13 protein-coding genes are annotated in these 12,374 nt (G+C 67.9%); 2 read left to right on the top strand and 11 right to left on the bottom strand.

Features of this window, described 5'->3' with window-relative positions:
* The 4 genes from A5705_RS09425 to A5705_RS09410 form a co-directional block, all read right to left on the bottom strand.
* Nucleotides 1–194: class I SAM-dependent methyltransferase (locus tag A5705_RS09425; protein WP_197521252.1), on the bottom strand; the 194-nt coding region annotated here is incomplete at its 3' end.
* A gap of 81 nt (nt 195–275) precedes the next feature.
* Entirely contained in the window at nt 276–1,139 is an 864-nt protein-coding gene (locus A5705_RS09420; protein ID WP_067882800.1) for a 3-hydroxybutyryl-CoA dehydrogenase, read from the bottom strand.
* A gap of 218 nt (nt 1,140–1,357) precedes the next feature.
* Nucleotides 1,358–2,644 carry an isocitrate lyase gene (gene aceA / locus A5705_RS09415; protein ID WP_067882799.1) on the bottom strand — a complete coding sequence of 429 codons (1,287 nt, stop codon included), beginning with the start codon at nt 2,642–2,644 and terminating at the stop codon, nt 1,358–1,360.
* A 270-nt stretch (nt 2,645–2,914) separates the two neighbouring features.
* A complete protein-coding gene (locus tag A5705_RS09410) occupies nt 2,915–3,709 on the bottom strand; it encodes an acyl-[acyl-carrier-protein] thioesterase (protein WP_068277043.1) in 795 nt (264 codons plus the stop codon).
* A gap of 161 nt (nt 3,710–3,870) precedes the next feature.
* Between A5705_RS09410 and ramB the strand changes: the two genes are divergently transcribed.
* Both ramB and A5705_RS09400 read left to right on the top strand, forming a co-directional pair.
* Complete coding sequence (gene ramB, locus A5705_RS09405; protein WP_067882797.1) at nt 3,871–5,286, top strand: acetate metabolism transcriptional regulator RamB; 1,416 nt, start codon at nt 3,871–3,873, stop codon at nt 5,284–5,286.
* Nucleotides 5,287–5,345: 59 nt separating this feature from the next.
* On the top strand, nt 5,346–5,837 hold the full coding sequence (locus A5705_RS09400) for a carboxymuconolactone decarboxylase family protein (protein WP_197521253.1): 492 nt from the start codon (nt 5,346–5,348) through the stop codon (nt 5,835–5,837).
* On the opposite strand, the gene A5705_RS09395 is transcribed toward A5705_RS09400, so the two are convergent.
* The 7 genes from A5705_RS09395 to A5705_RS09365 form a co-directional block, all read right to left on the bottom strand.
* Nucleotides 5,834–6,118: a hypothetical protein gene (locus A5705_RS09395; protein WP_067882795.1), complete on the bottom strand. Its 285-nt coding sequence runs from the start codon at nt 6,116–6,118 to the stop codon at nt 5,834–5,836. The two genes, A5705_RS09400 and A5705_RS09395, sit on opposite strands and share 4 nt — an antisense overlap.
* Before the next feature lie 6 nt (nt 6,119–6,124).
* Entirely contained in the window at nt 6,125–7,552 is a 1,428-nt protein-coding gene (gene lpdA, locus A5705_RS09390; protein ID WP_067882801.1) for a dihydrolipoyl dehydrogenase, read from the bottom strand.
* Between the two features lie 72 nt (nt 7,553–7,624).
* Complete coding sequence (locus A5705_RS09385; RefSeq protein ID WP_068277038.1) at nt 7,625–8,194, bottom strand: hypothetical protein; 570 nt, start codon at nt 8,192–8,194, stop codon at nt 7,625–7,627.
* Nucleotides 8,187–8,465: a putative holin gene (locus tag A5705_RS09380; protein ID WP_067882793.1), complete on the bottom strand. Its 279-nt coding sequence runs from the start codon at nt 8,463–8,465 to the stop codon at nt 8,187–8,189. The genes A5705_RS09385 and A5705_RS09380 overlap by 8 nt, the downstream gene beginning before the upstream one ends.
* 10 nt (nt 8,466–8,475) lie before the next feature.
* A complete protein-coding gene (locus A5705_RS09375) occupies nt 8,476–8,919 on the bottom strand; it encodes a DUF779 domain-containing protein (protein ID WP_067882792.1) in 444 nt (147 codons plus the stop codon).
* Nucleotides 8,919–10,442, bottom strand: a complete 1,524-nt coding sequence (locus A5705_RS09370; protein ID WP_068277036.1) for an aldehyde dehydrogenase family protein — start codon at nt 10,440–10,442, stop codon at nt 8,919–8,921. The genes A5705_RS09375 and A5705_RS09370 overlap by 1 nt, the downstream gene beginning before the upstream one ends.
* Nucleotides 10,443–10,522: 80 nt before the next feature.
* Nucleotides 10,523–12,346, bottom strand: a complete 1,824-nt coding sequence (locus tag A5705_RS09365) for a fatty acyl-AMP ligase (protein WP_068277034.1) — start codon at nt 12,344–12,346, stop codon at nt 10,523–10,525.
* Nucleotides 12,347–12,374: the final 28 nt, after the last annotated feature.

Below are 12,374 nucleotides of genomic sequence, written 5' to 3'. Positions count from 1 at the left end.
ATGCCCGGCTCGAGGTTGAGCTTGCTCAGCGCCAGGTCGATCTTGGCGATTTGGGCTTCCTCGAGCGTCATGTCGTCACGCTCGAAGTAGGCGCAGGTGTACCCCATCGTCGGATCGAGGAATAGTGCGAAGAATTCGTCTGAAACGTCGTAGATCGATTGCGACTCTTCGTAATACGGTTTCAACGCGGCCATGGATTCCCGATACCCTCTCGATTGTTGAACGCGAGGATAATATCGGACTTGTCCAACGGCTGCTACCCCGGCCGCATCGTTTTAGTAGGCGTAAAAACCCCGGCCCGATTTTTTGCCCAGCCGGCCCGCCTCGACCATGCGCAGCAGCAACGGCGGCGGACCGTATTGCGGTTCTTTGAATTCCTCGAACATTTTGTCGGCGATCAGTTTGAGGGTGTCCAGACCGACGAGGTCGGACAGCCGCAGCGGGCCCATCGGGTGCGACAGCCCGGCGACGACTGCCTTGTCCACGTCCTCGACGCTGGCAAAGCCGGCCTCCACCATCCGGATCGCCGAGAGCAGGTACGGCACCAGCAACGCGTTGACCACGAAGCCGGACCGGTCGGAGCAGCGCACCACCTGCTTGCCCAGCACCGCCCCGGCGAACTGCTCGGTGCGGGCGGCGGCGGCTTCGTCGGTGACCAGCGTGCAAACCAGCTCGACCAGCGGCAGCACCGGGACGGGGTTGAAGAAGTGCAGTCCCAGCACGCGCTGGGGGTTCTTGGTGGCCGCGGCGATCTTCATGATCGGGATGCTCGACGTGTTGGACGCCAGCACCGCGTCGGGATCGGTGACCACCCGGTCCAGGTCGGCGAATACCTGCGCCTTGACGGCCTCGTCCTCGACGATGGCCTCGATCACCAGTTGCCGGTCGGCCAGGTCCTTCAGGTCGGTGGTGAAGGTGAGCTTGCTCAGCGCGCGATCGCGCTCCCGCTCGGTCACCTTGCCGGCGCTGACGCCGCGCTCCAGCGACTTCACGATGCGGTTGCGGCCGGCCGTGATCAGCGGCTCGGTGGTCTCGAACACGGTCACGTCGACACCCGCGCGGACGGCGACCTCGGCGATGCCGGATCCCATCTGCCCGGCCCCGACGACTCCCACCCGCTGGATCGCTGCGTCGCTCACTTGTTGTCGTCTCCAGTCGTGTTGTGGTGCACCGCAATAGGCCCCGCCCAGGTAGCCCCGGGCGGGGCCTATGCTACTTCAGCCCGTCGAACGTGAACTGAGGGCGGAGAATCGGCGGATTCTCCGCCATGGCTTCACGTTCGGCGAAGGCTCGTCCTCAGTGGCAGTGGCTCCCGATGTCGGTTCCACTTCGTCCTCGCGGGCAAGCCCGCTCGTCCTCAGTGGAACTGGCCCTCTTCGGTCGAACCCGTCAGCGCCGTGGTCGACGAGTTGGGGTCGACCGTGGTGGCGATCCGGTCGAAGTAACCGGCACCGACCTCGCGCTGGTGCTTGGTGGCGGTGTAGCCACGCTCCTCGGCGGCGAACTCGCGTTCCTGCAACTCGACGTAGGCGCTCATCTGGTTGCGGGCGTAGCCGTAGGCCAGGTCGAACATCGAGTAGTTCAGCGCGTGGAAGCCGGCCAGCGTGATGAACTGGAACTTGAATCCCATCGCGGCGAGCTCCTTCTGGAACTTCGCGATGGTGCCGTCGTCCAGGTGCTTGCGCCAGTTGAACGACGGCGAGCAGTTGTACGCCAGCATCTGGTCGGGGTACGCGTCCTTGACCGCCTCGGAGAACTTGCGCGCGACCTCCAGGTCCGGCGTGCCGGTCTCCATCCAGATCAGGTCTGCGAACGGGGCGTACGCCTTGGCCCGCGCGATGCAGGGCTCGATGCCGTTCTTGGTGCGGTAGAAGCCCTCCTTGGTGCGCTCGCCGGTGATGAACGGCTGGTCGCGCTCGTCGACGTCGGACGTGATCAGCGTGGCCGCCTCGGCGTCCGTGCGGGCGATCACGACGGTCGGCACGCCGCACACGTCGGCGGCCAGCCGCGCCGACGTCAGGGTGCGGATGTGCTGCTGGGTGGGAATCAGCACCTTGCCACCGAGGTGGCCGCACTTCTTCTCCGACGCCAGCTGGTCCTCCCAGTGCGAACCGGCGACACCGGCGGCGATGAGGGCCTTCTGCAACTCGAACACGTTGAGCGCGCCGCCGAAGCCGGCCTCGCCGTCCGCGACGATCGGCGCCAGCCAGTTCTCCACCGACTTGTCGCCCTCGACCTTGGCGATCTGGTCGGCGCGCTGCAGCGCGTTGTTGATCCGGCGGACCACCTGCGGCACCGAGTTGGCCGGGTACAGGCTCTGGTCGGGGTAGGTGTGGCCGGACAGGTTGGCGTCACCGGCGACCTGCCAGCCCGACAGGTAGATGGCCTTCAGGCCGGCGCGCACCTGCTGGACGGCCTGGTTGCCGGTCAGCGCGCCGAGCGCATTGACCCACTCCAGGTCGTGCAGCTCCTCCCACAGCACCTCCGCGCCGCGGCGGGCCAGGGTGTGCTCCTCGACGACGGAGCCCTGCAGCGCGACGACGTCCTCGGCGGTGTAGGTGCGGGTGACGCCCTTCCACCGCGGGTTGGTGTCCCAGTCCTGCTGAAGCTGCTCGGCGCTCTTCGGGGTGCCAACGACAGACATTGGTCTTACTCCTTAACGGTTCTTTGCTGAATTACGACGCCAGCCGCCTTCCGGCGGCAGCTGAGGGCTCAACTTCACTGGCGTGCTAACTCGAAGATGGCACAGCGTGCTACCGCAGGTCCACCCGTTTCATTTGCGAATTTCGGCAACAACTCGAGGCGATGTTGCGAACCTTGCGAAGGTGAACACTAACTGAACCGTTTCAGAAGCTACCCGTCAGTAACGGTATCTACGCAGGTCAGGTCGGATTTTCACAGGACGCCCGTCCTGTTAGATCGCGAACAGCGCGGCGACGGCTTTCGCCTCGTCGCCGACGGCATATGTGAGCGTTGTAACAGGCCGATCGGCCAGGTTGGGGCCGAATTGATCCGTCGAGCCGGCCGGGTGGACGTGCGAGATGATTTCCAGCTTGTCGCCCAGCGCCACCGCCGCCTCGTGCTCGATCGTGACGCGCAGCGGCCCCTGCAACAGCTCGGGGTGCGACGCCAGATAATCCTCGACCACGCTCCAGTACACCGAGTTGTTCATGTGATCGAACAGGTCGATGTCGGTCACCCGGACAGGGAACTCGTGGATCTCGGTCGCATCGTCGCGGCTGCCGGGCTTCAGATACCCCTTCCAGCGCAGCCGCTGGATGTCGGTCGTCTTGTGCAGACCCGCCAGGAAGTCGTCGGCGATGCGCGCGGGCATCTGCGTCTCCCGGTTGATGTTGATCCAGAACGCCTCGGACTCGATCAGGCCGCCCTTGCGCCCGTCGATGCGCACCCGCATCTCACACCACCGGTTCGAGGTGCCCGAACACCAGCGCCGGCAGCGCAGCAGGTCCTGGAACTCGATCGGGCGGATCAGGTCGACCATGGTGCGCCGGACGATCCACAGCGGATGGGTCTCCTCGAAGCCCATCTCGCGCAGCTGGTCCTGACCGATGTCCTGGATGTGCCGGCACGCGGCGTCCAGGCGCAGCCGACCGGTGCGGTCGATGTCACCGACCCGAAGCGGCCATTCGCGATCGAATACGTCGGGATGACCGTCGGGCACCGGCATCATTGTTTTGTCCAGGCTCACGGCTCAGTCTCCCCGTTCCTCCGCGTCGGTATCCCAGGTTAACCCCGGCCCCCGCTGCGAATGATGCCAAATCGCCCCGCGGAATCGCCAATCCCGAACCGACCGCGCGGGCCTGCCAACTCTGCGAACCGTGCCTTCGCAGCGCCCGGTAGGCTGCTTGGGTGGCCAAAACCTTCGTCGGCTCCCGCGTTCGCCAGCTCCGCAACGAGCGCGGGTTTTCTCAGGCCGCGCTGGCCCAGATGCTGGAGATCTCGCCGAGCTACCTCAACCAGATCGAGCACGACGTCCGGCCCCTGACGGTGGCCGTGCTGCTCCGGATCACCGAGGTGTTCGGGGTGGACGCGACCTTCTTCGCCCCCCAGGACGACACCCGGCTGGTCGCCGAGCTGCGCGAGGTCACGATGGACCGCGACCTCGACATCGACGTCGAGCCGACCGAGGTGGCCGAGATGGTCAGCGCCCATCCGGTCCTGGCCCGCGCCGTGGTCAACCTGCACCGGCGGTACCGGATCACCACCGCGCAGCTGGCCGCCGCCACCGAGGAGCGGTACTCCGACGGCAGCGGCAGCGGGTCGATCACCATGCCCCACGAGGAGGTGCGCGACTACTTCTACCAACGCCAGAACTACCTGCACGAGCTGGACACCGCCGCCGAGGACCTCACCATCAAGATGCGCCTTCACCACGGTGATCTGGCCCGCGAGCTGACCCGCCGGCTCACCGAGGTGCACGGGGTGCACATCACCCGGCGCATCGACCTCGGGGACACCGTGCTGCACCGCTTCGACCCCGACACCAAGACGCTGGAGATCAGCAATCACCTCTCGTCGGGTCAGCAGGTGTTCAAGCTGGCGGCCGAACTGGCGTACCTGGAGTTCGGCGAGCTGATCGACGAGCTGGTCGCCGAGGGCAAGTTCACCAGCGAGGAGTCGCACACGCTGGCCCGGCTGGGCCTGGCCAATTACTTCGCGGCGGCCGCGGTGCTGCCCTACCGCCAGTTCCACGACGTCGCCGAGAATTTCCGCTACGACGTCGAGCGGCTGTCGTCCTTCTACGCGGTCAGTTACGAGACCATCGCGCACCGGCTTTCGACGCTGCAGCGCCCGACGATGCGGGGGGTGCCGTTCTCGTTCGTCCGGGTGGACCGCGCAGGCAACATGTCAAAACGCCAGTCCGCCACGGGTTTTCACTTCTCGTCGAGCGGCGGGACGTGCCCGTTGTGGAACGTCTACGAGACGTTCGCCAACCCGGGCAAAATCCTGGTGCAGATCGCGCAGATGCCCGACGGCCGCAACTACATGTGGGTGGCCCGCACCGTGGAACGCCGCGCCGCGCGGTATGGTCAGCCGGGTAAGACCTTCGCGATCGGGCTGGGCTGCGAGCTCCGCCACGCTCATCGGCTCGTCTACTCGGAGGGACTGGACTTGTCCGGCGATATCGCCACACCGATCGGCGCCGGCTGCCGCGTCTGCGAACGCGACAACTGCCCGCAACGGGCCTTCCCGGCCCTGGGCCGCGCCCTCGATCTCGACGAGCACCGCAGCACCGTGTCCCCCTACCTGGTGAAGCAACCGTGAGCACCGACGGCCGCATCCCGTCGGGCCGGTTCCGCGAACTGGGGCCGATCAACTGGGTGATGGCGAAGGCGGCCGCGCGCCGGATGGGCGTACCGGAGATGCACCTGTTCACCACGCTGGGGCAGCGGCGGATGCTGTTCTGGACCTGGTCGATGTACAGCGGGCGGCTGCTGCGCGGGCGGCTGCCGGCGATCGACACCGAGTTGGTCATCCTGCGGGTCGCGCACGTGCGCAGTTGCGAATACGAGTTGCAACACCATCGCGGAATGGCCCGACATCAGGGGCTCGACGACGAGCTGCAGGCCGCCATCTTCGCATGGCCCGAGACGCTGGACCGGGTCGAGGGGCGCCTGACGCAACGGCAGCAGGCGCTGCTGGCGGCCACCGATGAGTTCCTCGAGCAACGCACGGTCACCGACGACACCTGGCGGCAGCTGGCGACGCACCTGGATCGGCGTCAGCTCATCGAATTCTGCCTGCTGGCAAGCCAATACGACGGCCTGGCCGCGACGATGTCGGCGCTGGCCATCCCCCTGGACCGGCCCGTCTAGAAGTAGACGTCGGCCAGCACGGCCAGCGTCAGCACCACCGGCAGCAGCGGCAATCCGAAGCCGAACGCCGACCACGCGTACCTCTTGCGCCGGCGCTGCAGCGACGCCCACAGGGTGGCGCAGACCGCCAGCGCGAGCGACAGCAGCAACACCGTCGGCGCCCACCGGCCCACCGCCGCGTTGTCGTCGGCGATCGAAAAGGCCACCAGCCACAGCACGTAACCGGTGGCGACGCCGGCGATCACGCCGATCACGGTGTCACGCGTCTCTTCGGAATTCATCGATTCTTAGAAGTTGATCATGTGGCCGGTCAGGCCGTGGAAGCATTCCTGCAGCGCCTCCGACATGGTCGGGTGGGTGTGCACGTTGCGGGCCAGCTCGGTGGCGGTCAGGTCCCACTTCTGGGCCAGCGTCAGCTCGGGCAGCAGCTCGGACACGTCGTGGCCGATCAGGTGCCCGCCCAGCAGCTCGCCGTACTTGCCGTCGGCGACCAGCTTGACGAAACCGCTGGGGTCGCCCAGGCCATGGGCTTTGCCGTTGGCGGTGAACGGGAACTTGGCCACCACCACGTCGTAGCCTTCGTCGCGGGCCTGCTCCTCGGTCAGCCCGAAGCTGGCGACCTGCGGCTGGCAGAACGTCGCGCGCGGCAGCATGCGGTAGTCGCCCAGAGCCAATGTTTCTGCGCCGGCGATGGTTTCGGCCGCCACCACGCCCATGGCTTCGGCGACGTGGGCCAGCATCAGCCGGCCGGTGACGTCGCCGATGGCATAGATGTGGTCGACGTTGGTGCGCATGTAGTCGGTGATGCCGATCGCCTTGCGCTCGGTCAGCGCGACCCCGGCCGCCTCCAGCCCGTAACCCTCGACGTTGGGCGCAAACCCGATGGCCTGCAACACCTTTGCGGCCTTGAGCTCCTGCGCGTTGCCGTCCTTGCTGACGGTCACCGTGACCGCCGAGCCGTCGTCGTTGATGGACTCGACCTTGGTGGCGGTGAGGATCTTGATGCCCAGCTTCTTGAACTGCTTCTCGATCTCCTTGGACACCTCGGCGTCCTCGTTGGGCAGCGCACGCGGCAGGAACTCCACGATGGTCACGTCGACGCCGTAGTTGTGCAGCACGTAGCCGAACTCCATGCCGATGGCCCCGGCCCCCGCGATGATGATCGACTCCGGCAGCTCTCGCGACAGGATCTGTTCCTCGTAGGTGACCACGTTGGCCGACAACGAGGTGCCCGGCACCAGCCGGGTGCTGCTGCCGGTGGCGATGATGACGTTGTCGAACGTGACCGTTTCGGTCCCGCCGTCGTTGAGATCGACCGACAGCGTGTGGGGATCGGTGAACCGGCCGTACCCGTGGATCTCGGTGATCTTGTTCTTTTTCATCAGGAAGTGCACGCCGGCGACGCGGCCCTCGGCCACCTTGCGGCTGCGGTCGAAGGCGATGCCGTAATCGAAGGTCGCCTCGCCGCTCATGCCGAAGGTCTTGGCCTCCTTGGTGAAGATGTGCACGAGCTCGGCGTTGCGCAGCAACGCCTTGGACGGAATGCAGCCGACGTTGAGGCAGACCCCGCCCCAGTACTTGGACTCGACGACTGCGGTGTTCAGGCCGAGCTGCGCGGCGCGGATGGCCGCGACATATCCCCCGGGGCCGGCCCCGAGGACGACGACGTCATAGTGGGAAGTCACGGCCCCCACCCTAGTGGGGCGCCCCTGCATCTGGGACGTCGAGTGTGGGGCCTCGCGTTCGTCCATGACCCCACCCCCGCGAACCCGGGGGGACATCGCGGCCTAGTACGGGATGACGCCGGCCAGGCAGTGACCCGCCCGCTCGCAGAAGTAGTAGCCGTACAGGGGTGCCGCGGCGGCGACGGATGCGAACGGCCCCGACATCACCGCGAGTGACAGCGCCGAGAGCAGCGCCCTGCCCTCCGCCATCGCCAGCAGCACGCCGCCCACACCGCAGGCCACGACGTACACCAGGACCGTGAACGCCGCGGCGGTCTTGTTGGCCGAGTGGTGCCACCAGTAGAACAAGCCGAGACCCACCGGACCCGACACCGCCCAGACGCCGAGCAGCACCAGCACCAGCTGCCACCACTTCAGGTACAGGTAGCGACCGGGAACGGCGATGGGCTGCACCGGCAAACCGCCGGGCTCGCCCCCCGGCGCAGCCGCGGGCGGCTCGGGCGCACGCTCCGCCGCCTTCTCCTCCGCCGCGGCCGCCGGAATCGGCTGCGAGCCGGTGTCGTCGTCGAAGTCCGGGACGAAGGATTGGGTGCCGGTGTCCTCGTCGTCGTCGAAGTCCGGCACGAACGCCTCGGTCCCCGGGCTCGACGCCCGGTCGTCGTCGTCAGCCACCGGAGGCCACCTGCAGGGCGACCAGCGCGCCGAACCAGCCCGGGCCGAGCGACAGGATGAACGCGCCCACCATCGTCACCCACCGACGCCCCGAGAACAGGACCGTCAGCAGCCCGACCACGCCGGGGATCCCGACCACCAGCGCGACGGCGACGCCGGGGCGCGCCCCGGCATGGACCATGCCGGTCAGCGCGACCGCGGCCAACATGCCTGCGGCGCAACCGATCAGCATGGCGCCGGCCAGCAACCAGGGACGCGGAAGCGGGATCACGCTGACGAGGTTACTTGCCCACGGCCACCACCCGGCCGCGCTCGGACGGGCGGTCGCCGCGTTGGTAGGCGGCCCCGGTGACGACGGGCGCGGCCGCCAGCTCGGCCTTCTCCGCGTCGGTGAAGGCGCGGCCGCGGCTGAGGAAGCGCACGCCCTCGGGCGCCTCCAGGCTGAACCCGCCGCCGCGGCCCGGCACCACGTCGATGACCAACTGCGTGCGCTTCCACACCGCGTATTGCGGGCCGGAAATCCACACCGGCACCCCGTCACCCACGTCGAGCACGCCGAGCAGCACGTCGCGGTCGCCGACCAGGAAGTCGCCGCTCGGGTAGCACATCGGCGACGAGCCGTCGCAGCAGCCGCCGGACTGATGGAACATCAGGGGACCGTGCCGCTCCTGCAGCCGCGCCAACAGGTCGGCGGCGGCGGGGGTGATGACGGCGCCCGAGACCATCAGAAGAACCCTTGCGCTTTGTTGGAGTAGGACACCAGCAGGTTCTTCGTCTGTTGGTAGTGGTTGAGCATCATCTTGTGGTTCTCGCGGCCGATGCCGGACTGCTTGTAGCCGCCGAACGCCGCGTGCGCGGGGTAGACGTGGTAGCAGTTGACCCACACCCGGCCGGCTTGGATGTCGCGTCCGGCCCGGTAGGCGGTGTTGCCGTCGCGGCTCCACACGCCCGCGCCCAGCCCGTAGAGGGTGTCGTTGGCGATCGAGATCGCGTCGTCGTAGTCGGAGAACGACGTGACGGCCACCACCGGGCCGAAGATCTCCTCCTGGAAGATCCGCATGCTGTTGTTGCCACCGAAGATGGTCGGCTGCATGTAGTAGCCGCCCGACAGATCACCGCCCAGTTCGGCGCGCTCCCCACCGGTGATGATCTTGGCGCCCTCGCCCTTGCCGATCTCGATGTAGGACAGGATCTTTTCCAGCTGATCGTTGGAGGCCTGCGAGCCCAGCATCGTCTGGCTGTCCAGCGGGTCGCCCTGCCGCACCGCCTTGGTCCGGATCGCGGCGAGCTCCAGGAACTCGTCGTAGATGTCGGCCTGGATCAGGCTGCGCGACGGGCAGGTGCACACCTCCCCCTGGTTGAGGGCGAACATGGTGAAGCCCTCCAGCGCCTTGTCCTGGAAGTCGTCGCCCCGGGCCATCACGTCGGAGAAGAAGATGTTGGGGCTCTTGCCGCCGAGCTCTAGGGTCACCGGGATCAGGTTCTGCGAGGCGTACTGCATGATCAGCCGCCCGGTGGTGGTTTCCCCGGTGAAGGCGACCTTGGCGATCCGGTCGCTCGACGCCAGCGGCTTGCCCGCCTCGGCGCCGAACCCGTTGACGACGTTGAGCACCCCCGCCGGCAGCAGGTCGCCGATCAGCGACATCAGGTAGAGCACCGACGCCGGCGTCTGCTCGGCGGGCTTGAGCACCACCGCGTTGCCGGCCGCCAGCGCCGGCGCCATCTTCCAGGCGGCCATCAGGATGGGGAAGTTCCACGGGATGATCTGCCCGACCACCCCCAGCGGCTCGTGGAAGTGATACGCGACGGTGTCGGAGTCGATCTGCGACAGCGAACCCGCCTGAGCGCGGATCGCCGCGGCGAAATACCGGAAGTGGTCGGCCGCCAGCGGGATGTCGGCGGCCAGCGCCTCGCGGACCGGCTTGCCGTTGTCCCACACCTCGGCGACGGCCAGCGCCGCCTGGTTCTCGTCGATGCGGTCGGCGATCTTGTTCAGGATCGCCGCCCGCTCGGCCGGCGCGGTCTTGCCCCACGCCGGGGCCGCCGCTTGCGCGGCGTCGAGCGCGTGAGCGATGTCGGCCTCGTCGGAGCGGGCCACCTCGCAGAACGTTTGGCCCGTCACCGGCGTCGGGTTCTCGAAATAGCGGCCGCCCACCGGCGCCACCCACTCGCCCCCGATGAAGTTCCCGTACCGGGACTCGTAGGACATCAACGCTCCGGCAGAGCCCGGACGTGCGAAAACAGTCATCTTTCCCGCCTCCTTTTTCGCTCCCGTGACACAGTTCACAGTACCGCCGTCAGCGCGGCGCGATGCGGGGCAGCAGGCTGCTAGAACTCGCCCGCGAGATAGCGGGCCCGGCACTCGCGGCGCGCGAGCTTTCCGCTGGTGGTGCGGGGGATTCGGCCGGCAGAAAGCAGTCGGACGTCGGCCACCGGCAGCGCGTGCCGGCGCGAGACGGCGGCGCGGATCGCCTCGACGGTCACGGCCGGGTCGGCCTTGCCTGCGCCGGCAGCGCGTTCGGCGACGATCACCAGCTGCTCGCCGGCGGGCTCGCGGGGCACCGAGAACGCGGTCACGTGGCCGTCCCGCACCGCCGGCGCCGCCGCGGACACGGTGGCCTCGATGTCCTGCGGGTAATGGTTGCGGCCGTCGACGATCACCAAATCCTTGATGCGGCCGACGATGTAGAGCTCCCCGTCGAGATACAGGCCGAGGTCACCGGTGCGGAACCAGGTGCCGCCCACCGCCGACCCGTCGGCGTGGCTGCCGGCCTCCAGCCGGGACTGCAGCTTGTTGCGGAAAGCCAGCTCGGTCTCCGCGGCCCGGCCCCAGTAGCCCCGGCCGACGTTGTCGCCGTGCAGCCAGATCTCCCCGACCCGGCCGTCGGGCAGCTCCGCCTCGGTGTCCGGGTCGACGATGACCGCCCAGAGGCTGCGCGCAACGCGGCCGCATGACACCTGCGCGACGGCGTTGGCCGCGCCGGGGACGACCGGCACCGCGCGGCCCGCGCCCAGCTCGTCGCGATCCAGATGGACCACGCTGGGCCGGGCCTGCGGGCCGATGGTCGAGACGAACAACGTCGCCTCGGCCATCCCGTAGGACGGTTTGACGGCGGTGGCAGGCAGCCCGTAGGGCGCGAAGGCCTCGCTGAACTTTTCGATCGAGGCGATGCTGACCGGTTCGGACCCGTTGATGAGCCCCGCGACATTGCTCAGGTCGAGCTCTTCGCCGGGACCCGGCAATCCGCGCTCGGCGGCCAGATCGAAGGCGAAGTTGGGGGCGGCGGCGAAGGTGCGGCCGTGGCGGGACTGCCGGGCCAATTCGCGGATCCACCGGTAGGGCCGCCGCACGAACGCCGTCGGCGACATCAACGTGATCTGCCCGCCACACAGCGCCGGGAACATGATCATCAGCAGCCCCATGTCGTGAAACAGCGGCAACCAGCTGATGCTTCGGATATTCCAGTCCAGGCCGACCGAATCGATCATCTGCACCACGTTCGTGATGACCCCGCGGTGGGTGATCTCGACACCGGCGGGCGTGCGGGTCGAACCCGACGTGTACTGCAGGTAGGCGATGTCGTCGATGCCCGGGCGCGCCGGGGCGAAGGTGGCACCCACCGAGTCGGGCACGGCGTCCACGGCGATGACCCGCGGCCGGCGGTGGCGCGGCAATGTGCGCACGAACGACTGCACGGTCTCGGCGGCGCCGGTTGTGGTCAGCACGACCGACGGGACGGCATCGCCCAGCACCGCGTCGAGCCGTTCGACCTGGCCGGGCAGCTCGGGCGCGAACAGAGGCACCGCGATGTTGCCGGCGGCGATGGCCGCGAAGAAGCCGACGACGTAGTCGGTGCCCTGCGGCGCCAGGATCGCCACCCGGTCGCCCGGTGCGGTGACCTGTTGCAGCCGGGCGCCGACCGCGCGCAGCCGCACGCCGAGGCGGGTCCAGCTCAGCTCGACCGGTTCGCCGTCGGCGACGTGGCCGTAGTCCAGATAGCGATACGACACGGCGTCGCCGAGCTCGGCGATATTGCGGTACAGGCGGGAGGTCAGCGTGGCGTCGTCCGGGAGGGCGATGTGGCCCTCGGCGTCCAGATAGTCCGCCAGCCGTAGCCTCTGCCGTCCATCTATGGAAGCACTGTGGTCCATAAGGGGATGTTAAGAGATTAACTGTATA

The sequence above is a fragment of the Mycobacterium sp. E787 genome (genome assembly GCF_001668725.1).
Lineage (GTDB): Bacteria > Actinomycetota > Actinomycetes > Mycobacteriales > Mycobacteriaceae > Mycobacterium.
The sequence above is the reverse complement of the archived record's forward strand: the minus strand, read 5'-3'. Positions and strand labels throughout refer to the sequence as shown.